Annotated in this window: 23 protein-coding genes; 9 read left to right on the top strand and 14 right to left on the bottom strand. The window is 63.6% G+C overall.

Annotated features, from left to right (window positions below; translation table 11 throughout):
• The first annotated feature begins 50 nt into the window (after nucleotides 1–50).
• The 3 genes from ligA to ACN0S5_RS12550 all read left to right on the top strand — a co-directional run bounded on the left by ligA (nucleotide 51) and on the right by ACN0S5_RS12550 (nucleotide 4674).
• On the top strand, nucleotides 51–2315 hold the full coding sequence (gene ligA, locus ACN0S5_RS12540; protein ID WP_417208652.1) for an NAD-dependent DNA ligase LigA: 2265 nt from the start codon (nucleotides 51–53) through the stop codon (nucleotides 2313–2315).
• Entirely contained in the window at nucleotides 2312–4402 is a 2091-nt protein-coding gene (gene recG / locus ACN0S5_RS12545) for an ATP-dependent DNA helicase RecG (RefSeq protein ID WP_417208653.1), read from the top strand. The genes ligA and recG overlap by 4 nt, the downstream gene beginning before the upstream one ends.
• A gap of 149 nt (nucleotides 4403–4551) precedes the next feature.
• Nucleotides 4552–4674 carry a hypothetical protein gene (locus ACN0S5_RS12550; protein WP_417208654.1) on the top strand — a complete coding sequence of 41 codons (123 nt, stop codon included), beginning with the start codon at nucleotides 4552–4554 and terminating at the stop codon, nucleotides 4672–4674.
• A gap of 189 nt (nucleotides 4675–4863) precedes the next feature.
• Here the strand turns inward: ACN0S5_RS12550 and ACN0S5_RS12555 are convergent, their stop codons facing one another.
• Nucleotides 4864–6267, bottom strand: a complete 1404-nt coding sequence (locus tag ACN0S5_RS12555) for a methyl-accepting chemotaxis protein (protein WP_417208655.1) — start codon at nucleotides 6265–6267, stop codon at nucleotides 4864–4866.
• Nucleotides 6268–6316: 49 nt separating this feature from the next.
• The gene (locus ACN0S5_RS12560) at nucleotides 6317–6769 is read right to left on the bottom strand and encodes an iron-sulfur cluster assembly scaffold protein (RefSeq protein WP_417208656.1); all 453 of its coding nucleotides are present in this window, start codon (nucleotides 6767–6769) and stop codon (nucleotides 6317–6319) included.
• Nucleotides 6770–6817: 48 nt separating this feature from the next.
• Here ACN0S5_RS12560 and hisI point away from each other — a divergent pair, with 48 nt between their 5' ends.
• Nucleotides 6818–7198 carry a phosphoribosyl-AMP cyclohydrolase gene (gene hisI, locus ACN0S5_RS12565; protein WP_417208657.1) on the top strand — a complete coding sequence of 127 codons (381 nt, stop codon included), beginning with the start codon at nucleotides 6818–6820 and terminating at the stop codon, nucleotides 7196–7198.
• 12 nt (nucleotides 7199–7210) lie between these two features.
• Here hisI and gluQRS read toward each other — a convergent pair whose 3' ends face one another.
• From gluQRS to trmFO, 3 genes are read right to left on the bottom strand one after another with little or no spacing between them, the layout of a single operon-like run.
• Nucleotides 7211–8083 (bottom strand): tRNA glutamyl-Q(34) synthetase GluQRS, encoded by an 873-nt coding sequence (gene gluQRS / locus ACN0S5_RS12570; RefSeq protein ID WP_417208658.1) that lies wholly within the window; start codon nucleotides 8081–8083, stop codon nucleotides 7211–7213.
• On the bottom strand, nucleotides 8080–8685 hold the full coding sequence (locus ACN0S5_RS12575) for a class I SAM-dependent DNA methyltransferase (protein ID WP_417208659.1): 606 nt from the start codon (nucleotides 8683–8685) through the stop codon (nucleotides 8080–8082). The genes gluQRS and ACN0S5_RS12575 overlap by 4 nt, the downstream gene beginning before the upstream one ends.
• 12 nt (nucleotides 8686–8697) lie before the next feature.
• A complete protein-coding gene (gene trmFO / locus ACN0S5_RS12580; RefSeq protein WP_417208918.1) occupies nucleotides 8698–10062 on the bottom strand; it encodes a methylenetetrahydrofolate--tRNA-(uracil(54)-C(5))-methyltransferase (FADH(2)-oxidizing) TrmFO in 1365 nt (454 codons plus the stop codon).
• Nucleotides 10063–10319: 257 nt separating this feature from the next.
• On the opposite strand from trmFO, the gene ACN0S5_RS12585 reads away from it, so the two are divergent.
• Nucleotides 10320–10760: a GFA family protein gene (locus ACN0S5_RS12585; RefSeq protein ID WP_417208661.1), complete on the top strand. Its 441-nt coding sequence runs from the start codon at nucleotides 10320–10322 to the stop codon at nucleotides 10758–10760.
• A 113-nt stretch (nucleotides 10761–10873) separates the two neighbouring features.
• Here the strand turns inward: ACN0S5_RS12585 and ACN0S5_RS12590 are convergent, their stop codons facing one another.
• Nucleotides 10874–11671 carry an enoyl-CoA hydratase gene (locus ACN0S5_RS12590; protein WP_417208663.1) on the bottom strand — a complete coding sequence of 266 codons (798 nt, stop codon included), beginning with the start codon at nucleotides 11669–11671 and terminating at the stop codon, nucleotides 10874–10876.
• An 81-nt stretch (nucleotides 11672–11752) separates the two neighbouring features.
• On the opposite strand from ACN0S5_RS12590, the gene ACN0S5_RS12595 reads away from it, so the two are divergent.
• Nucleotides 11753–12151, top strand: coding sequence for a PaaI family thioesterase (locus tag ACN0S5_RS12595; RefSeq protein WP_417208921.1), 399 nt, complete (start codon nucleotides 11753–11755; stop codon nucleotides 12149–12151).
• Nucleotides 12152–12156: 5 nt separating this feature from the next.
• On the opposite strand, the gene ACN0S5_RS12600 is transcribed toward ACN0S5_RS12595, so the two are convergent.
• The 5 genes from ACN0S5_RS12600 to ACN0S5_RS12620 all read right to left on the bottom strand — a co-directional run bounded on the left by ACN0S5_RS12600 (nucleotide 12157) and on the right by ACN0S5_RS12620 (nucleotide 16161).
• The gene (locus ACN0S5_RS12600) at nucleotides 12157–12951 is read right to left on the bottom strand and encodes a crotonase/enoyl-CoA hydratase family protein (protein ID WP_417208664.1); all 795 of its coding nucleotides are present in this window, start codon (nucleotides 12949–12951) and stop codon (nucleotides 12157–12159) included.
• A gap of 192 nt (nucleotides 12952–13143) precedes the next feature.
• Nucleotides 13144–13998: a polyamine aminopropyltransferase gene (gene speE, locus ACN0S5_RS12605; RefSeq protein ID WP_417208666.1), complete on the bottom strand. Its 855-nt coding sequence runs from the start codon at nucleotides 13996–13998 to the stop codon at nucleotides 13144–13146.
• 124 nt (nucleotides 13999–14122) lie between these two features.
• The gene (gene speD, locus ACN0S5_RS12610; protein ID WP_417208667.1) at nucleotides 14123–14644 is read right to left on the bottom strand and encodes an adenosylmethionine decarboxylase; all 522 of its coding nucleotides are present in this window, start codon (nucleotides 14642–14644) and stop codon (nucleotides 14123–14125) included.
• 195 nt (nucleotides 14645–14839) lie between these two features.
• On the bottom strand, nucleotides 14840–15886 hold the full coding sequence (locus ACN0S5_RS12615) for a hypothetical protein (protein WP_417208669.1): 1047 nt from the start codon (nucleotides 15884–15886) through the stop codon (nucleotides 14840–14842).
• On the bottom strand, nucleotides 15883–16161 hold the full coding sequence (locus tag ACN0S5_RS12620) for a hypothetical protein (protein ID WP_417208671.1): 279 nt from the start codon (nucleotides 16159–16161) through the stop codon (nucleotides 15883–15885). Before ACN0S5_RS12620 ends, ACN0S5_RS12615 begins: the two co-directional genes overlap by 4 nt.
• A 301-nt stretch (nucleotides 16162–16462) precedes the next feature.
• Between ACN0S5_RS12620 and rplM the strand changes: the two genes are divergently transcribed.
• The 3 genes from rplM (at nucleotide 16463) to ACN0S5_RS12635 (ending at nucleotide 18586) form a co-directional block, all read left to right on the top strand.
• Nucleotides 16463–16927: a 50S ribosomal protein L13 gene (rplM, locus tag ACN0S5_RS12625; RefSeq protein WP_417208673.1), complete on the top strand. Its 465-nt coding sequence runs from the start codon at nucleotides 16463–16465 to the stop codon at nucleotides 16925–16927.
• A complete protein-coding gene (rpsI, locus tag ACN0S5_RS12630) occupies nucleotides 16927–17415 on the top strand; it encodes a 30S ribosomal protein S9 (protein WP_417208675.1) in 489 nt (162 codons plus the stop codon). Before rplM ends, rpsI begins: the two co-directional genes overlap by 1 nt.
• Nucleotides 17416–17548: 133 nt before the next feature.
• Nucleotides 17549–18586 (top strand): glycosyltransferase family 2 protein, encoded by a 1038-nt coding sequence (locus ACN0S5_RS12635; RefSeq protein ID WP_417208677.1) that lies wholly within the window; start codon nucleotides 17549–17551, stop codon nucleotides 18584–18586.
• Nucleotides 18587–18595: 9 nt separating this feature from the next.
• On the opposite strand, the gene ACN0S5_RS12640 is transcribed toward ACN0S5_RS12635, so the two are convergent.
• Genes ACN0S5_RS12640 through ppk2 form a run of 3 tightly spaced genes read right to left on the bottom strand, consistent with a single transcriptional unit; the run spans nucleotide 18596 to nucleotide 21025 of the window.
• Complete coding sequence (locus ACN0S5_RS12640) at nucleotides 18596–19456, bottom strand: sulfotransferase family protein (protein WP_417208679.1); 861 nt, start codon at nucleotides 19454–19456, stop codon at nucleotides 18596–18598.
• A 59-nt stretch (nucleotides 19457–19515) separates the two neighbouring features.
• Entirely contained in the window at nucleotides 19516–20136 is a 621-nt protein-coding gene (locus ACN0S5_RS12645; RefSeq protein WP_323769263.1) for a TetR/AcrR family transcriptional regulator, read from the bottom strand.
• A 19-nt stretch (nucleotides 20137–20155) separates the two neighbouring features.
• Nucleotides 20156–21025, bottom strand: a complete 870-nt coding sequence (gene ppk2 / locus ACN0S5_RS12650; protein ID WP_417208680.1) for a polyphosphate kinase 2 — start codon at nucleotides 21023–21025, stop codon at nucleotides 20156–20158.
• Nucleotides 21026–21074 lie beyond the last annotated feature (49 nt).

A 21074-nucleotide genomic window follows, 5' to 3' on the forward strand; every position in this document is an offset into this window, starting at 1 on the left:
CCTCCCGGCGCGCGCCTATCACTCTGTCAGGTGCAAATGCGGGGGCGGGGATGGGTGAAACACCGTTCAATGAAAAAGCGGTCACGGACCTGACCGAGGATGAGGCGCAAGAGGAGCTTGCGTCTCTTTCGCATGTTCTGGCCGAGGCGAACCAAGCCTATCATGGCAAAGATGCGCCAGCGATTTCGGATGCGGATTATGACGCCCTGAAACGGCGCAATGCCGAGATCGAGTCGCGCTTTCCGGCGCTGAAACGCGCGGACAGCCCGACCGAACAGGTGGGCGCGGCCCCGGCCGAAGGGTTCTCCAAGGTTCGGCACAGTGTCAGAATGTTGTCGCTGTCCAACGCCTTTGAGGATGCGGATATCGCCGATTTCGACGCGTCGATTCGCCGATACCTCGGGCTGGCGGGGGAAGCTCCGCTGGCCTATACCTCGGAACCCAAGATCGACGGGTTGTCGCTTGCGCTGCGCTATGAGAACGGCATGCTGGTGCAGGCGGCCACGCGTGGCGACGGGGCCGAGGGCGAGAATGTCACCGCCAATGCCCGTACCATCGGCGATATTCCCCAAACCCTGACCGGTGCGCCGGACGTTCTGGAGGTGCGCGGCGAAGTCTACATGAGCCATGCGGATTTCGAGGCGCTGAACCTGCGACAGGCGGACCGGGGCGGCAAGGCCTTTGCCAATCCACGCAACGCCGCCGCCGGGTCACTGCGCCAGCTTGATGCCGAAATCACGCGGAGCAGGCCGCTGCGATTCTTCGCCTATTCCTGGGGGGAACTGTCCGAACCTCTGGCCGAAACCCAGATCGGCGCCATCGAACGGCTTGCAGGTCTTGGGTTTCAGACCAACCCGCTGACGCAGCTTTGCGATGGACCCGATGACATGCTGGCGCATTACGCCCGGATCGAGGCGCAGCGCGCGACGCTGGGTTATGACATCGACGGGGTGGTCTACAAGGTCAACGATCTGGGCCTGCAAGGGCGGCTTGGGTTCCGCTCCACCACACCCCGCTGGGCCATCGCGCATAAATTCCCCGCCGAACTGGCCTGGACCCGGCTGGAGGCGATCGACATTCAGGTGGGGCGCACCGGCGCGCTCAGCCCGGTGGCGCGGCTGACGCCGGTGACGGTCGGCGGCGTCGTTGTGTCCAACGCGACATTGCACAATGAGGACTATATCCTTGGGCGCGACAGCCAGGGCAACACGATCCGTGACGGCAAGGACATCCGCCTCGGTGACTGGGTGCAGGTCTACCGCGCCGGGGATGTGATCCCCAAGGTGGCGGATGTCGACCTGTCGCAACGCCCCGAAGACGCGCAGCCCTACCTGTTTCCGACCACCTGCCCGGAGTGCGGATCGGAGGCGATCCGCGAAGAGGGCGATGCGATTCGCCGCTGCACCGGCGGACTGATCTGCCCGGCGCAGGCCGTGGAAAAATTGAAACACTTCGTCTCGCGCGGGGCCTTTGATATCGAGGGGCTGGGGGCCAAGCAGATCGAGATGTTCCACGGCGATGAGGTGCTTTCGATCCGCGAACCTGCCGATATTTTCACCCTTGAGGCGCGCGACGGGGAAACGCTGGCCCGGTTGAAAAATCGTGACGGATGGGGAGAAAAATCGGCGGCCAACCTGTTCGCGGCCATTCAGACCCGGCGACATATCGCGTTGGCCCGGATGATCTTTGCCTTGGGCATAAGACACGTCGGCGAGGCGGCGGCGCGTGATCTTGCGCTGCATTTCGGCAGTTGGGAGGCGCTGGCCCACGCCGTCGACACTGCGCGGCCTGCGGCCTTGGCGCAGCGCGCCGCGGATGAGGCAGAGCGGGGTGAACGCGTGCAGGCTGCGGAAGAAAACCGCCGCGCCCGGATCAAGGAAACCCGCGACGCCGCCATCGCTGACCGGAACCTGCCGGAGGCCGCAATGGACAGCTGGGCGGAGCTGACCGGGATCGACGGCATCGGGTCCGTCTTGGTGCTGTCCTTGTCGGACGCGCTGGCCAACACACAAGAGCGCGCCTCGATCGACCGTCTGGTGGCGCATCTGGACATCCAGCCGCCGGAACGCCCCGCCACAGAGGGCTCCCCGGTGGCGGGCAAGACAGTGGTGTTCACCGGCTCGCTGGAGCGGATGACCCGGGCCGAGGCCAAGGCGCGGGCGGAATCGCTGGGGGCCAAGGTATCGGGGTCGGTTTCGAAGAAAACCGACATTGTCGTGGCGGGTCCGGGCGCGGGCAGCAAGGAACAAAAGGCGCGCGACCTTGGCCTGACGGTCCTTGACGAGGATGGCTGGCTGGAGCTGATCGGCGCATGAGCGGACGGCCCGAGACGCTTTGGCCGCTGTTTGCCGACCTGACCGGGCTGGACGGCATCGGCCCCAAGACGGCGCAGGCGCTGGACGGTGCGGGTATCGAGACGCCCCGCGACCTGCTGATGACGTTGCCGTATTCGGGCATCGACCGGGCGCTGCGCGACAGCGTGCTGGACGTCGATCTGCCGGGGGTCGCCACCGTCGAGGCCACGATTGGCCGCCACCGGGCGGCATCGCGCAAGGGCGGGGCCTACCGGGTTGAGGCCGATGATGCCCGCACCCGGTTTCAGGTGGTCTTTTTCCGGGGCAATGGCGAGTACATTCAGCGCATGTTGCCAACCGGCCAGCGGCGTATCCTGTCGGGCCGGGTCGAACTGTTCGATGGGGTGCCGCAGATGGTCCACCCTGACCATATGCTGCATCCCGATGAGGCGGATGACCTGCCGGGGTTTGAGCCGGTCTATCCGCTGACCGGCAATGTCACGCAAAAGACCATGGCGCGCGCGATGGCGGATGCGCTGACCCGCGCGCCGGACCTGCCGGAGTGGATTGACCCCGCGCAAAAAGAGGCCGAGGATTGGCCGGATTGGGCCGAGGCCCTGCGCCGTGCCCATGCGCCCGAAGGTTTGCGCGATCTGGCCGCGACCGCCCCGGCGCGGACCCGGCTGGCCTATGACGAATTGATGGCGCATCAATTGACGTTGGCATTGGCCCGTGCGCACCGCCGCCGGGCGAGCGGGATTGTCAGCAGGGGCGATGGTCGCCTGTGCAAGCGGGTGCTGGCGGCGCTGCCCTATGCGCCGACCGGCGCGCAGACCCGCGCCATCGCCGAGATCACCGGGGACATGGGGGTGCCGCAGCGGATGAACCGGTTGTTGCAGGGCGACGTGGGGTCCGGCAAAACGCTGGTGGCGCTGATGGCACTGCTGACGGCGGTTGAGGCAGGCGGGCAGGGCGTCATGATGGCCCCGACAGAAATCCTTGCCCGTCAACACCTTGAAGGGTTGCGCCCGCTGGCCGAAAGCGCCGGTGTTGTGCTGGAACTGCTCACCGGGCGCGACAAGGGGGCAGAGCGCGCGGCCAAGCTGCGGGCCTTGGCGCAGGGCGATATCCAGATCCTCGTGGGCACCCATGCGGTGTTTCAGGCAGACGTCCAGTTTGCCGATCTGCGGCTGGCGGTGGTCGATGAACAGCACCGGTTCGGGGTGCGCCAGCGGATGGAACTGGGCCGCAAGGGGGCGGCGGCGGATGTGCTGGTCATGACCGCCACGCCGATCCCGCGCAGTCTGGCGCTGGCGCAATACGGCGACATGGATGTGTCTGTGCTGGACGAAAAGCCGCCGGGGCGCAAACCGGTGAAAACCGCGCTGCTGTCGAATGAACGGATGGAAGAGGTCGTCGATCATCTGCGTCAGGCCGTGACCGAGGGGCGGCAGGCCTATTGGGTTTGCCCGTTGGTTGAAGAAAGCGAAAGCTCTGACCTGATCGCCGCCGAGGCGCGGTTTCAACACCTGCGCGCGGCACTGGGGGAGGGGGTTGTAGGGCTGGTGCACGGCCAGATGCCACCAGTGGACAAGGACGCCGCCATGGCGCGGTTTGTTGCTGGCGACACCTCTGTTCTGGTGGCGACCACGGTGATCGAGGTGGGCGTGAACGTGCCCAATGCCTCGATCATGGTGATCGAACGGGCCGAGTCCTTTGGGCTGGCGCAGTTGCACCAGTTGCGCGGGCGAGTCGGGCGGGGCGACGCCGCCTCAACCTGTTTGCTGATGTATCAGCCGCCGCTGTCCGAGGGCGGACAGCGCCGCCTGACCACCCTGCGCGAGACCGAAGACGGGTTCCGCATTTCTGAGGTGGATCTTGAAATGCGCGGGGCAGGGGATGTGATCGGGGTGGCGCAATCGGGGCTGCCCCGGTTTCGTGTGGCTGACCTTGAACGGCAGGCCGGGTTGATGGCGGTGGCGCAGTCGGATGCCCGCCGCCTGCTGGCCGATGATCCCGAGTTGAAAACCCCCCGAGGACAGGCGGCGCGCCAGTTGCTCTGGCTGATGCGTCAGGATGAAGCGATCCGGCTGATTGGCGTTGGGTGACATCGATCTGAACGGGCCCGCGCGGGGTGCGACAGGGGCGGCTCACCCCGGAGAACGCATTTTGTTCTCAAATGTTCTCATTAAGTTCTTTACAACGCGTTAACGATATGAGAACAAAGGGTCAACAAACGGAACATTGGAGACGCGCCATGATCGAGACTGTCAAGACCGCCCTGCACCGCCAGCACGCGACGCTCTGGCAGGATGCCCTTGGCGTCATCTCTCTTGCGGTGATCTTTTTCGGCGCGCTGCACCTGCCTTCCGTTCTCTGAGTTTCTGCCTGCGTGTCTGTAACCCGGATCTGTCGCATGTCACCTGTCCCGATGTGCCACAACCTGTCCCCAACTCGGTTTTCCTGCCTGTAACCGATCACGATCCGGGGCCCTACAGATCGACACGCCCCTTGCCGCCGCCTCCTTGTCCCGGAGTGCGGCGGTTTTTTTGGCCTTGGGCACCTTGGCCTAGAACCTGTAGGCAAGTCTCAATCCGCCCCAATGCCGACCGCGCAGGGTGATCGGGGCCGACAGGTCTTTCATCATCACAAACTCGCCACCGCCCATGTCGCGGCGATAGACCTGTAGCAGAAAGGGTTTTGTATTGCGCCCGGCCTTCAGCCCCACGCGATCGTTGAAAATGCGCCGGTTGCGGCAGTGCGCGGCATTCCAGACCGGGTCGGCGCGTTGCGGTTGTGAGAACTTGCGGTTGTGGGTCGGCAGATAGCCATTGGTGTCCACCGCAGCGCAAAAGACGATCCGTTTGTCCCGGTCCAGAACCGGTTCCTGAATCGGCGGCAGGATCTTGTCCAGAACGCCGGTATAGGGGGCCAGCACCTGCTGAGGATCGGTGCCATCAATCGGGCGGTAGGTGCGCGTGAACAGGTCGGCCTCGGTCAGGCGTCCGTGATCCAGAGCTTGCGTCATGGCCTGCGCCACCTGTCCGGCAAGATCCTGCACCAGCGTGATCATCGGCCCGTCCGCACCATCGCCGCCAAGGGCAACGGCGTGCTGCAAAATACCCTCGGACGTGTCGATCAGCGTAAAGCAGCGGCGCGTCGCCTCATCCACGTCGGCGGCCACCTTGGACACCGAGACCGAAATCCGGTCCACGGCACCACGGGTGCGGTCCACGGCGGTCTTGGCCTGCGCCGCCTCGTCCGACAGCGCCTGTGCGCCGCCGCGCATCGCCCCGATCCCCTGTTCGATTTCCGACAGCGCACGATCGGTGTCATCTGCCTTTGCAAGGACCGAGTCCGCCTGCAACGCGGTGGTTTGCGCCTCACTGTGGAGGCGAGACATCCATTCGGCCAGCCGCGCGACGGTGGTGTCGATCTTCTTGGCGGCTTCGGCGGTTTTTTGGCTGAGATCCTGAACCGACTCGGCGACGATGGCGAATCCTTTGCCTGCCTGTCCCGCGCGGGCGGCCTCGATCTTGGCGTTCACGGCAAGGATGTGGACCTGCCACGCTATGTCCGAAATCTGTGTGTTCGAGGTCTGGACCGCGTTCAGCATGTCCTCAACCTCGGCGCTGCCCGCATGGACCGCGCGCACCCATTCCGCCAGGACCTGCGAGTTCTGCCCGGTTTCTCCGATGGTGCGGACAGAGGTTTGCACCCGTTGCAGGGTCATCTCTGCGGTTTCCGACATTTTCTGGACAGCGTCATGCATGCGGGCGCTGACCTCTGACAGGTCGGCGGTCTGACTGCCGACCTGTGTCAGTTCGGTCAGTTGCTGACTGCAACGGTTATCCAGATCCTGAAGAAAGCCGCCAATATCGACGGTTTCCCGGCCAAGGCCGGTTGCGGCCTCTGTGAGTTGCGCCAGTTCCCGGTCCAGATCAGGAGCGGACAAATCGGTGGAATGCTGCATGGCCGGCCTCTGTTTTCGCCCTGCTTAAGGCAGCAAGACAAACAGATGATTAAGCCGAATGAATTTGCCGGGCTTCCTGAACCGCCTCGCAGGCGGCATCCAGTGCCAGCATGATCGAGGCATGGCGGTTCTTGAACGAAGCCGCCGGGCGCAGCACCTCAAGCCCGTCGAAGGGCGCGGGCGGCGTGGGGCCGTCTTCCTTGAGCATGGTGCGCAGGGCATCGCGGGCGGCCATGATCGTCTCGGGCGTCTGTCCGATGATGGCACCGCCCACAACGGATGCCGCCGCCTGTCCCAGCGCACAGGCCTTTACGTCCTGACCATAGTCCGACACCTTGCCATCCCGCATCGAGATATCGACCGTTACGGTAGACCCACACAGCGGCGAGCGTTTCTTGACGCTGACCTGAGGCGCAGTCAGCCGCGTGTTGTGCGGGATGTCTGCGGCCAGTTCCAGAATGCGACCGGAATACAGCTTGATCAGGTCTGTTTCGCCACTCATGGCTTTCTCCTGCTGCGGGTTCCCCATACATAGGCAGCGCTGCCGCTGATGCAAAAGGTTTTTCCCATGGCGTTCGACCCCTCGACACTAAAGTATGATGATCGCGGCCTGATCCCCTGTATCGCGCAGGATGCCGAGGGGGGCGAGGTCTTGATGATGGCCTGGATGAACGCCGAGGCTGTGGCCAAGACGCTGGACACCGGGCGCGTGACCTATTGGTCGCGGTCGCGTCAGGCCTTTTGGATCAAGGGCGAAACCTCGGGGCATGTGCAGGAACTGGTTGATTTCCGGGTGGATTGTGACCGCGATTGCCTGCTGGCTCTGGTGCGGCAGACCGGCCCGGCCTGCCATACGAACCGGCGGTCCTGTTTCTATACGGCGGTGCGGGACGGTGACGAGGTTGAGCTGTCCAAGCCGATGGAAGGGTGATTTTCCAGAGGGTTACAAACCGACCTTCAGGCGAATGTCAGTGGGTGTAAGCCCCTCGGCCCGATAGGTGGCAATCGCGCGGGCGTCGTCCCGCTTGGCCAACCGGCGACCGTTTTCGTCCCGGATGAGGCGATGATGCAGGTACGTGGGTGTTGAAATGCCCAGCAGCGCCTGCAACAGGATATGTATCTGGGTCGCGTCATAAAGATCGGCGCCGCGAACGACATGGGTGATCTTTTGGGCGGCGTCGTCCAGCACAACCGACAGATGGTAAGAGCCAAGAAAATCTTTTCTGGACAAGACGATATCACCGACACCTGAGATCAATTCGTCTGCCGGGACAGGCACGTGCCGCCCCGGCAATTCGCCCAAAGGACCGGTTTCGGTGAACCCTGCCAATGGGGTTGGCAGGGATTTCAACGCCGCCGCCATATCCAGACGCAGCGCCATGCCCTCAGGCGGGTTGGCGCCTTCTCTCGGAGTGCGGTGGCGGCAGGTTCCCGGATAGATCAGCCCGTCCGGCCCATGCGGCGGCTCCGCGCCTTCCTGCGGGGCTGTCACCGCGTCGGCAATGTCGCGCCGTGTGCAGCGACACCCATAAAGCAGCCCACGCGACCAGAGGTCTTGCAAACCGGCGCGATAGACGTCCTGCCGGTCCGACTGGCGCAAGGGGTCTTCGTCCCACGCCAAGCCCAGCCATGAAAGGTCGTCGTAAATCTGCTGTTCCCATTCGGGGCGGGCGCGGGTGCGGTCGATATCCTCGATCCGCAACAGGAAACGCCCTCTGGCCGCGCGCGCCAAATCATGCGCGAGGATCGCGGAATAGGCGTGGCCCAGATGCAGCGGCCCGGTCGGGGATGGCGCAAAGCGCGTGGTGAAGTTCACACTTTTTCAAGCACATATACGGTGGAGTTGATGTTCTTCCCCGGCAGGTGCGGCCCGTGTTCGCGAAACAGTTGGCGCAGCCGTCCGTCGGCGATCCAGCGGTTCACCAGCGCCTCGAATGTCGGGTCTTCGAGCGTGTGATCGTTGAAGGAAAAGACACATTGCGCGCCCGCGTCCAGCGCCTCGAAGATGCGGTCCAACGCGGCCAGAGGCGCGGCCCCGGCACCGATGACCCCGATGGCGGCGACCGCCGCGTAGCCGGTGGGCACCGGATCGTCAGGGCCAATTGGCGTCAGGGTGCGGTAGATGTCTTTCTCGCGGGCGTGCGCCAACATGCCCGGAGACAGGTCGATGCCGTCGATGGTCGAAAACCCGGCAAGGCGCAGCGCGAGTCCCGACAGACCGGTGCCGCAACCAAAATCGAGAACGGGCGCTTGGGCGTCGCCCAAGGTGGCATGCAATGCCTCTGCGCAGCGGCGCGGGGTGGCATAGCCCTCGTCCTGCACGGCCTGTTCATAGGTCGCGGCCCAGCCGTCATACAGATCGCGGGTCTCATCCTCGGTGCGGGCCTTGTAGACCTTGTCGAAATACGGGTTGCTCATGTCCCCAGCGTTCTACTCTGCCGCCTGTCCGTCAACCCCCTGCTGCGCCAGCCAGTCGGTCCAGACCTCCTTGGCGCGGTCGGTATAGCCCTTATAGCGCTCGCGGCGGCCTTTGCGGCCCCCACGCAACCCTTCAAGCGGGCGGAACAGGCCAAAGTTCACGTTCATCGGCTGGAATGTCTTGGCCTCGGCACCGCCGGTGATGTGGTGGATCAGCGCGCCATGGGCGCTGTCCTGAGGGACGGAAGGCATTGAAACGCCAAGGATATCCGCCGCCGCCATGCGCCCGGCAAGCAACCCCATGGCCGAGGATTCAACGTAGCCCTCTACCCCCGTCACCTGTCCGGCAAAGCGGATATTCGGCTTGGACCGCAGGCGCATCTGGTTGTCCAGCAGCGTCGGGCTGTTCAGAAAGGTGTTGCGGTGAATGCCGCCCAGACGTGCGAAGCTGGCATCGTGAAGGCCGGGAATCATCCTGAAAACATCGGCTTGCGCGCCGTACTTCATCTTGGTTTGAAAGCCGACGATGTTGTACAAGGTCCCCAGCGCATTGTCCCGGCGCAACTGCACCACGGCATAGGGTTTGTTGTCCGGCTGGTGTGGATTGGTCAGGCCGATAGGCTTCATCGGACCAAAGCGCAGCGTCTCGCGTCCGCGCTCTGCCATGACCTCGATCGGCAGGCAGCCATCGAAATATCCCGCTGTCTCGCCCTCGTGAAATTCGGTTTTGTCGGCGGCCAGAAGGGCGTCGATAAACGCCTCGTACTGGTCTTTGGTCATCGGGCAGTTGAGATAGGCTTTTTGCTCTTCCTCGGTCTCGCCCTTGTCATAGCGCGATTGCCGCCACGCCACGGACATGTCGATGCTTTCCGCATAGACGATGGGTGCGATGGCGTCGAAAAACGCCAGCCGGTCGGCCCCGGTTTCCTGCTGGATCGCCGCGCCCAGACCGGCAGAGGTCAGCGGTCCGGTGGCAAAGATCCACTGGCCGTCGGCGGGCAATTCGGTGATTTCCTCATGCGAAATCAGGATGTTGGGGTGCGCTGTCAGCGCTTCTGTCACACTCTCGGCAAAGCCTTCGCGATCCACCGCCAGCGCGCCACCGGCGGGCAGGCGCCGGGCATAGGCGGTGCGCATGATCAAGCCGCCCGCCTGCAACATCTCCCAATGCAGCAGGCCCACGGCATTCTGTTCGTGATCGTCCGAGCGGAACGAGTTCGAACAGACCATTTCCCCGAGGTTGCCCGTCTGATGGGCAAAGGTCTTTACCTTGGGGCGCATCTCGTGAATCACCACGCGAACGCCCAGATTGGCCGCCTGCCAGGCGGCTTCGGAGCCGGCCATGCCGCCGCCGACGATATGCAGTTCCTGTGTCATGTCGCGCATCTAGAGCATCCGGACCCGCCTGCCAAGACGGCGGCGGAGATTGTGCATATTGTCGGTCTTGTACGCGAAAAATGTCGGTTTGTACAAAACCGGGTGCCCCCCTCGGGACGGCCGGGGCAGAGACAGACTTGAGTCGATGTTGCGCCATTGCGGCCTCTGCGCGAGACTGGGACTGCGGCCACCCGGCATGAGTCCGGGTGTTCACCGCCGACGCCAAGCTTGGCGTTGTCAGAAACAGGGAGGACAGAATGGCCAACAAGTACCAGGGTGGGTGCGACCACGTTCACGTGACGTCGGATGCAGACCCCATCGACAACCACGAATGCCATTGCAACGTCTGCAAGGCCGTCACCGGGCAGCAGCACACGCATGTCGCGTTCTTCAACTATGGCGATCTCAAGGTGGATCATCCCGACAAGATCGCCCGGCAGCCGTTCAACAAGGACAACCCGAACGGACCGCTGGAGCTGTGCACCTGTTCGGAGTGCGGTGCAGCGCTGATGCTGGACGACAAGATGAAGCGGATCCGTGTCGCCGTTCCGAATGTCATGGGCTACGACGATGCGGCGTTCCCGGACGCGACCTACCACGCGTTCTGGGATGAGAGCAAAGGCTATCCCAAGCCGTCGGACGGCCGCCCGGTCTACGATTCGCTGCAACCGGGGTTCGTCTGGCCCGCCGGGGCCTGAGGCCGGTCCGCCCGACCCATGGCGGAGGCCCGCCAAGACCCAAGGGGCGGCGTGCGGAGCGCGCATGCCGCCTGCGGGACGCCCGGAGAGGGGCGCGGTTTATCCCGTTGATGTCAGTCGCCTGTGCGGTCCTGCCAGTCCGGGGCGCGCTTTTCCAGAAAGGCGGCGATGCCCTCATCGGTGTCGCGCCACAGCATGTTTTCGACCATCACGTCGCTGGCAAAGGCATAGGCGTCGTCCAGCCCCATGGTGATCTGATCGTAAAACGCGCTCTTGCCGACCTTGACCGCCGCCGTCAGCTTGCCCGCCAACGTCTGCGCCAGTTCCTGCGTCGCGGCCTCCAACTGGTCGTGCGGAACGGCTTTGTTGATCAACCCGGCGCGCTCTGCCTCCTCCGACGATAAAAAACGCCCCGTGGTCAGCATCTCGAACGCTTTCTTGCGCGGGATATTGCGCGATAGGGCCACCATGGGCGTCGAACAGAACAGCCCGATGTTGACGCCATTGACGCCAAACCGCGTGCCCTCGGCCGCGATGGCCAGATCGCACGATGCCACCATCTGACAGCCCGCGGCGGTGGCAATGCCGTGGACCTGCGCGATAACCGGCTGGGGCAGGCGGGTCAGCCCGGTCATGACGCTGGCGCAGCGCGCGAACAGATCGGCGAAATAGGCGCGGCCCCGATCCTCGGCCTGTCGGCCCGCCTGCATCTGTTTCAGATCGTGTCCGGCGCAGAATGCCTTGCCCGCGCCAGAGATCACCACAACGCGGGTCTCGCGGTCCTCCGCCAGCGCATCGATCTGCGCCTGAAGGGCGGCCAGCATCTCATCCGAGAGTGCGTTCAGCCGCTCCGGCGCGTTCATGTGCAGATGGGCAATGCCACCCGCGTCGCGACGTTCCAGGATTTCCATCTTGTCCTCCTTGTTGGGGCCAGATTAGCTGCCCCCAAAAGAGGAGGAAAGCGCGTGGAACTCAAGATCACCGCCGAAGAAATGACCGTGTTTCTGGATGAGGTCTTCCCTCAGGTCGAGGGCATGTTCGGGATCGACCGGATGGAGGAGACCCTGCTGGTGATGCGCCTGTTCAACGACGAAAAACATCTGCGGCCCGGCGGTACGGTCTCCGGCCCGGCGATGTTTGCGCTGGCCGATGTGGCGGCCTATGTGGCGACGATGGGGTTTGTCGGCAAACAGGCGCTGGCGGTGACAACCCATTGCTCCATCGACTTCATGCGCAAACCGGTGGCGGGGGTCGACCTGCTGGCTGAGGCGCGGGTGCTGAAACTGGGCCGCGCCCTGTCGGTGACCGATGTGCTGCTGTTCAGCGAGGGCACGACCCAGCCGGTGGCCCATGCCTCACTGACCTATTCGATCCCGCCCGCGCGCGGATAAGCGCGTCACCTGAAATTCGGCGCGCGCTTTTGCATGCGGGCAAAGACCGCCTCCAGCTGGTTGGGCTGGCCGATGACCTCTGCCTGCAACTCGGCCTCCAGCCGCAAGGCCGCTGCCCGGTCCATCTGCCAGCTGTCGTTGACCAGCCGTTTGTCGCGGCGGATGGCGTCGGGATTCTTGCCCGCGATGGTCTGCGCCAGGGCGCGCGCCTCTGCCAGCGGGTCCTCACAGACGCGCGTCACAAGACCCAGCGCCGCCGCCTCTGCGGCCTCGACCACGCGCCCGGTAAAGATCAGCTCCTTGGCCTGATCGGCGCGCATCAGCCGGGGCAGGGTGGTGGTGATCCCCATGTCGGGGATCAGGCCCCAAGTGATTTCCATCACCGACATGCGGGTGTCTGGTGCGGCCAGCCGGATGTCTGCGCCAAGGGCAATCTGGAACCCCGCGCCATAGGTAACGCCGGTGAGCGCGGCGATGACCGGCACCTCCAGCTCCTGCCAGACGGTGCCGGGCTTTTGGAACATATTGGCGCTCTCGCCCTCCGGCACCTCAAGGATCTTTCCGATCAGTGCCTTTGGGTCGGGGTTGGCGGTGAACAGCGACGTGTCGATGCCGGAACAGAAATTTGGCCCCTCACCGCGCAGAACCACGGCGCGCAACCCTTCGGCGCGTTTGAGATCCTCTCCCGCCTGTGCCAGCCCTTCAAAGACCGACAGATCGACGGCGTTATGCTTGTCCGGGCGGTTGAGGATGACTTCGGCAATGGCGCCATCGCGGGTGACGCGGACGGTCTCGGACATGAATTGTGCTCCCTTGCGGCTGTTGGTGCCAGCATAGGGGCGGCATCGCCCGTGCGCATAGCCGTGACGTTGCGTGGTATGCGCCGGTGCTTTGGGGTATTTGGACAAAGAAGAAGCGCAGGGTCGTGGTTTCTTCTCTGGTAAAATACCTCCCGGGGGGGCCGCATAGCGGCGGGGGCAGTGCCCCCACTGTCACGGCAGCAGGGTCAGCACGTAGCGTGGCAGGGCAAAGGCCGCCTTGTGAACTTCGGGCGTGTAGTAATCGGTGGTCAGGCCCGCGTCCGAAAAACGTTGTTGCAGAATCTCAAGCGGCACCGCCCGCGCGTCGCCGTCCGTGCCCCAGCCAAAGGCCATCGGGCCGCCCGCGTAGGTGGGGACGGTGGCCATGTAGCAGGTCGCGTCTGCAAACAGCGCCTGAAAGGCGCGCATGGTGTTGGTCAGCTCATCGCCCTGCATGAAGGGCACCCCGTTTTGTGTGACGAGGATACCGCCCGGCGTCAGCGCGCGTTTCGCGTGCCCGTAGAAGGTGTCGGTGAACAGAACCTCACCCGGACCAATCGGATCGGTGCTGTCAACGATGATGACGTCAAAGCCGCCTTGAGTGACCTTCATGAATTCGGCTCCGTCGGCGATCACCAGATCCAGCCGCGGATCGTCAAAGGCGCCCTGCGACAGCATCGGCAGGTATTGTTTGGAGAAGTCCACCACACCGGCGTCGATTTCGACCATGGTGACATGATCGACAGAGGCGTGTTTCAGCACCTCGCGCGCCATACCACCGTCGCCGCCGCCGACGATACAGACGCGTTTGGCCGCGCCATGGGCGAGGATCGGCACGTGGGTCAGCATCTCGTGGTAGATGAAATTGTCGCCCTCGGTGGTCTGGATCACGTCGTCCAGCGTCAGGACACGGCCAAAGCTGCCGTTCTCGAACACGCGCAGGCGCTGGTGGTCGGTCTCACTGTCGTACAACAGTTTGTCGACGGTCAGGCTTTGTGCGTAGTGGCCGTGCAGCTGTTCGCGCATCCAGTCGGGCGAGTCGGTCATCTGTGATCTCCTGCGGGTCCCGGCCGCGAAACCAGCAGGCAGGCCGGGCATCTCAATTGGGATGGGTCAAGAAAAAAGGGCGGCACGGGCCGCCCTTGGTCCGGGTCAGGGTCGGGCACAGCGATCAGGCCGCGACGCCAGCCTCTGATACCACGCCTTCGCCGCGCTTGAGTTCCTTGACGCGCACGTCGGCGGTGCCAAAGGCGCGGGCCAGAACATCGACCGCTTTCCACGGTTGCGCGTCGCCGCACATGAAGACGTCAAACGCGCCGTAGCCGATTTCCGGCCATGTGTGGACCGAGATGTGGCTTTCCGCCAGCACCGCCACGCCGCTCACGCCTTGGGGGCTGAACTTGTGCGTGTGGATGTGCAGCAGGGTTGCGCCGCAGGTGTCCACGCAGTCACGAAAGGCCTGCTGAATGCGCGCCTCGTCGTCCAGGCCATGCCCGTCGACCACCTCGATGATGAGATGGGTTCCAGCAAAGACGCTGCCGTCTCGACGGATGAAATGATCATCGCGGTCGGCGTCGAACACGTCGCGCGGGGATGTGGAATCGTTCGCGGGGGCGAGACCCCGGGTGGTGTCTTCCTCTTGGGCGCCTGTCTCCAGACCGTACCCCAGTTGGAAGAGGTTGATGTCTTTCATGACATTCCTCCTTCAATCCAGTAGTGCGTTCCAGTCGGTCCCTTAGCGCCCCCCGAAGACACATGAGCCCAGCATGTGGCTGGGCGTCCGGGTTGGGATCGGGTCCGAAAGTGAGGCTCACCTAAGACCGACCTGTGAGTCGATCAACCCCTTTTTGCTGCATCTGCGAAGAAAGTTTTGTGACGGTTCCCGCGGCTACGGTGCTGCGCCTGCGCCCCAGAGCAGTCCGAAAGCGATGATCGCAAGGCTGACAGCAGCGGCGTAGTAGGTCAGCTTGCGCGGACAAAAGGGCCGTTCGCCAAAGCTGCGCCCGTCCAGACCGGAGACCACTACCTTCATCGGCTTGTCCTTCCAGCGATAGTGCAGAATCCAGACCGGCAGCAGGATGCGACGATAGCGGATGCCCGAGGTGTCGGTGTTGAAGGTGATGTCCGACACACCGCGTTTGTCGATATGCGCCTTGATGCGGTTGCGGATCAGCAGCCGTTTGTCGGATTCATTGGCTTCAAGCCCCTGTGCCACGCTCTGATGATGCCGTTCGGCGGCGAACCCCGCCAGATACCCGGCGCGATAGGGGCGCAGGCGGCGCGGGTCGAAGTGATGCAGGATGCCGTCGCGGATCAGCGGGGTGACATGCGGGCTGGCGGGCATCAGCAGGTCGTCAAAGGCGATCTTCATCTGGCCGCTGGTGCGGTGCTTGCTTCGGTTCTTGCCGCTGCCGGTGGTGTAACTGGCCCAATACTCCACCGCCTCTTGGCTGTCAAAGGTCCAGAACGGCGCGTAAAGCCCTGCGACACGGGCTTTTTCCACGGTTTCGGACAGGCCGCGCGGTGCCGCGATCCGGCCCCGGACCCAGTCCTGCGCTTGGGTCTGCGCAGCCTTGTCCGGCACCCGGAACGGGATCAGCGCGGTGGTGCGATAGCCGTGATCGGCGGTCGACAACACCACGGCGCCGTCGCAATAGGGGCACCGGTCCGACAGCGCCGCGCCGGTAAAGACCACCTCGCCGCCACAGGTTTCGCAGCGGTGGGCGCGCATGTCGGGCAGGTCGGGGGGCAGCGTTTCGGGCGTATCGGCGCGATAGTCGGTCTCGGCGTTGGCGGCGCTGTCCCAAGGGCTTTCCAGCCCCTGCGTGGTGCCGCAACTGGTGCACTGCAACATCTGCACATTGGGGTCGTAAACACATTGACCGCCGCAGGACGGGCACCGCAGCTCTGACTGATCTGTCCGGGGGGCGGTCACGAGTCCGCCTCCGACAGGGCGCTGGCGATGTGCAGAAGGATCTCCAGTCGCAGCCAGGACCGTGCCACGGCGCCGCCCGGATCGCCGGACGCGCCCCAGTCACCGATGATGGTGGCGGCAAACCAGACGGCCATCCCCCAGAAACCGATCATCGACCAGCCCGCCATGGTGCGCAGGAATCCGGCCGATCCGCGTTTCAACTCGTGCCGCGCCTCGTGGACCTCGACCATCTTGCGTATGACCCCCGCGCCAGAGGCGGTGGCGATCGCAAACAATAGAAGTCCGGACAAGAGGGGGCCGAGGGCGGGCATGGCAGGGACCTTGGTTCTGGTGCCACCATGTGATGCCCGTGCCGGGCAGAGGGCGCAAGTAGGGCTTGTGCCCATTGCCAGGGGCCTTGTCAGATCAGGGGTTTTTGGGGTATTATTTTACCATTATTGTAAGATGCTGTTTTTAAGCAATAAAATAAGACGTGACGCGCTTGACTGGAAATTTGGCCTGCGTATAACAGCGCAATCGGATTTCGGGCCGGGGCGCATGCCTTGGCCCTTCTCAATCGAACGGACACGTAACGTCATGAAAACCTACTCTGCGACTCCGGCAGACATCGACAAGAAATGGATCGTGATCGACGCCGAAGGCATCGTTCTGGGCCGTCTCGCCTCGATCGTCGCCACGCGCCTGCGCGGCAAGCACAAGCCGTCCTTCACACCGCACATGGACATGGGTGACAACGTCATCATCGTCAATGCGGACAAGATCCAATTGACCGGCAAAAAGCGCGAAGAGCACTTTTACTGGCACACCGGCCACCCCGGCGGGATCAAATCGCGCACCAAGGCGCAGATCCTTGAGGGCGCCCACCCAGAGCGTGTGGTCTTTCAGGCCGTCAAGCGCATGCTGCCGGGCAACCGCCTGTCGCGTCAGGTGCTGACCAACCTGCGTATCTACGCCGGTGCCGAGCACCCGCACGAGGCCCAGAACCCCGAGGTTCTGGACGTGAAAACGATGAACTCCAAGAACACCCGGGTGTCGAAATAATGGCTGATCAGATCAACTCTCTCGAAGAGCTGGGCGCCGCTGCGGGCGTCGAAGATGTTGTGGTCATGGAAGAGGCTCCGCGTGAGCCGGTTCGTGACGAATTGGGTCGCTCCTATGCCACCGGCAAGCGGAAGGACGCGGTTGCCCGCGTCTGGATCAAGCCGGGCTCCGGCAAGGTTGTGGTGAACGGCAAGGACATGGACAAGTACTTTGCGCGTCCGGTTCTGCAACTGATCCTGCGCCAGCCGATGCAGGTTGCCGGTGTCGAAGGCGAATTCGACGTCATGGCAACCGTCAAGGGCGGTGGCCTGACCGGTCAGGCCGGTGCGGTCAAGCACGGCATCTCGAAGGCGCTGCAACTGTACAACCCCAGCCTGCGCGGCGCGCTGAAGGCGGCAGGCTTCCTGACCCGCGACAGCCGTGTCGTTGAACGTAAGAAGTTCGGTAAGCGCAAAGCGCGTCGTTCGTTCCAGTTCTCGAAGCGCTAATTCGTTTCGGACAATCCAATTGCAGGGGCCCTTTGGGGCCCCTTCTTTTTTGTTTTGTGGGAAGGGGCGCTGCCCCGCTTGCCTGCGGCAAGCCCCCCGGGATATTTGAAGACAGAAGAAACTGGGGGCGCGGATGGACATCGTCGGGATCGAGGATGCGGGCCGGTTGGCGCGGCTGGTGTCGGGAGACGTAGACCCGGCACGGCTGACGCTGTTTTCCACGATGAAAAACGAGATGGGGTTCCTGCCGGCGTGGTTGGCGCATCACCGCGCCATCGGGTTTGAGCAGTTCCTGATCTGGGACGATGCCTCGGACGACGGATCGTTTGAGTATCTGTCGGCGCAGCCGGATGTGGCCGTCATGCAGTCCGACCTCGGATTCGGCGCGTTGCTGCGCTATCGCGATCCCGAAGGCGCGGAGCGTGAGGAACGGGTCGGAACCTATTTCAAGATCGCGTTGCCGCACCTGTTCTTTGACGGCGCTTTTGTTGGCTATGTGGATGCGGATGAGTTCCTGATCCTGCCGCCGGGGGTGGCGTCGATTGGTGAGGTGGTCGCCTGCTTGGCGTCAGAGGGCGCGCCTTCGGCGGTGGCCTCGGTGGTGGAGTTCTTTCCGGCCTCGGCCTCGGGGCTGGAGGGGGCGCTGCCGCAAAGCTTTGCGGATTTGCTCGCGGCCTATCCGTATTTTCAGGCCGAGCAACTGGTAGAGTTGCGCCGGGGCAGCCAGCCAGACCTGATGGGGAAATCAAAAACAGCACGTCTTTTCAAGATGTTTTCCGTCGAACCTAAAGTGGTCCGCCGGGGGTGGCATTGGCTGTGGATGCCCTCGCGCGAAAAGAAGGCGCAGGAGTTTCAGAAATCCCCCCGGCACAAGACGCCGCTGGTGCGTCGCGATGCCGATAGCCGTCTGACCGGGTCGCATTATGGCAATCTGCCGCCATCGCCCGACGTCTTGCTGACCGTGGCGCATTTTGTCTTTACCGCGCAGTTCGCGGACAAGATCGCGCGCGCGACGGAATGGGGCGCGCATGCCAATGCCGCTGCGAAATATCGCTACTACGCCGAACTGCTGGACAAGATGCGCGGCGCGGAGAACGGATTTCTGGATGAGAACTCGGTGGCTTATCAAGGGCCGCAGCAGTTGATCGACTGCGGCCTCATGCGCTGGTGAGCGCGGGTTTCATGTCGCGCTATTGAGCGCGAACCGTGCAGAGGGCCAGACCTCGGCGACTTGCGGCAGGCGGCGGGCCACGGCCCTGTAAACCGGCGCATAGTGGCGGGCGATTTCGGCCTCAAGGCCTTCAGAGACGCCAGACCCTTTGGCGCGGCTGTTGACCGCGCGCATGCCAGCCTGCGGGTCGACCGGAACACCGGCAAAGCGCGACAGGTCCACAATCCCGTTGGCGGTAAAGAGCGTCTCGAACGGCGTCACAAAGCGGTCCTCGGGGGCAAAGACGGCCTCGATCGCGTCCAGCGTCAGATCATAGCGCGTGCGGGCTTCGGCCTCTGGCGTGGCGTAGAACGCGGCCAGCGGTGCATCGTTCTCGGCGCTTTCGGCACGGCGGCCTTTTTCCATCTCCATCCGCAGGTGCGAACGCAAGCGATCCACAGGATCCCGCATGGAAAACAGAACCTTGACGGTGATACCTCGTGTTGAAAACCCGTCGCGCAGATGTGACAGCACCTCGGCCGGGAGCGCCGAATACGACGGGGTTATATCGCCGGTGCGGGTCACGCCGGGTTGGGTCAGAAGCCCGGCGAAATAGTCGAAATAGGCCGCCTCATCGCTTTGCAGACGCCAGCGCAGGTGGGCGGCCGGTTCCGGCGCGCCAAGCGCCACCTTGGTCCGCGCGCGCAGTTTGCCCAGCAACGACGGTTCCGGCGCGCGGTAGCGGGCAAAGACTCCGCCCAGCCGGTGTTCCCAAGCCTGATATTCGCCCAAGCGCCCGAAATCGGACCCAGGCTGCCGCGCCAGATAGGCCTGTATCCAGGACGATCCGCATTTCTGACCGCCAAGGCCAAGAAAGAAGGTTTTCGTCATTGTCGCTCCATCGACTCTGCCTGTGGGGTTCTAACCCAAAGCGGCGGTGTGGTCGCGGCTCATTTGTCGGCGGGCAACAGACCCAGCCCACGCAGGTAGACGCCGATGCCGGTCTCCAGCAAATCCTCGGGCGGGAAGGGCGCCTGACTGCCGGGGGAGTTGCGGGCGAACAATTCGACAACCCCATGCGACAGCGCCCAGATATGGGCCGAAAACATCGCCGGAGGTGGGCGTTTTTCCGGCGGGATATGCTGCGACAGCCGCTCTGCGGCCTTTTCCAGCACGCCGCGCGCGCGGGCCGAGACTGCCGCCAGTTCGGGCGAATGGTTCACCGAGACACCCGATTCGAACATCGCGATATAGTGGCCGGGGTATTTGCGCGCAAAGGCCAGATAGGCGCGGCCCGTGGCCTCGAAGGCCGCCAGATCGGACGGCTGGCCCTTCTTGTAGGCATAGTCCATCACGTCGGCAAAGATCTCATAGCCCTGTAGCGCCGCCTCGGCGATCAGATCCTCCCGCCCCGAAAAGTGCCGGTAGACGGCGGCGGGTGTGACGCCCGCCTGTTTGGCCGCCTCCGACAGGGTAAAGCCGGTGGGGCCTTTTTCCTCGATCAGTTTCAGCGCGGCATCGACCAGCGCCTGACGCAGGTTGCCGTGGTGATATCCGCGTTTCTTGATCATCATCCTGCGCGGGCGGCCCTCAGGCCTCCCAGATCTCCGGCCCGCCCAAAATCTTTGTATCGACCGAACCGAGGGCCTTGGGGTCCTTTTGGGTATAGTCCAGATGGCTGAGCAGGTGGCGGATGGCGGCCAGACGGGCGCGTTTCTTGTCGTCCGACCGGATCACCGTCCAGGGGGCAACAGACGTGTGGCTGCGGGCCAGCGTTTCCCGAATGGCGGTGGAATAGGCATCCCATTTGGCCAGCCCCTCGACGTCGATGGTGCTCAGCTTCCATTGTTTCAACGGATCGCTCTCGCGTTTGAGAAAGCGGCGCAGCTGTTCGCCGCGCCCGACGTTCAGCCAGAACTTGAACAGGTGAATGCCCTCATCCACCAGCATCTTTTCAAAATCCGGCACCTGGGTGAAGAAATGCTCGCGCTGATCGTTGTCGCAAAAGCCGAAGACATGTTCGACCACACCCCGGTTGTACCAGGACCGGTCGAAAAAGACGATTTCTCCGGCGGCGGGCAGGTGGTCGATGTAGCGCTGGAAATACCACTGCGTCGCTTCGCGGTCCGAGGGTTTGCCCAGAGCCACAACGCGCGCCCCGCGCGGGTTCAGGTTCATGCGAAACCGTTTGATCGTGCCGCCCTTGCCCGCGGCATCGCGGCCCTCAAAGACCATGGCGATGCGCGCGCCGGTGTCCTTGGACCAGGCCTGCATCTTGACCAGTTCGATCTGAAGGCGTTCCATTTCCTTGTCGTAGGTCTTGGACTTCATGCCCTCGGAATAGGGATAACCGGTATCAAGGATATCGTCCTTGTCGGCGCGGGTGATCGCCTCACGCACCGGTTTCGGCGCGTCGTTCTGGTAAAAGCTGGAAATCGCGCCGTCGAAAGGGAGCGTCATGGGGGCCTCCGTCGGTCTAAGTGACCGGTACTATGGAATGTTAATCGGA

This window comes from Antarctobacter sp. (assembly GCF_048262615.1).
Lineage (GTDB): Bacteria > Pseudomonadota > Alphaproteobacteria > Rhodobacterales > Rhodobacteraceae > Antarctobacter.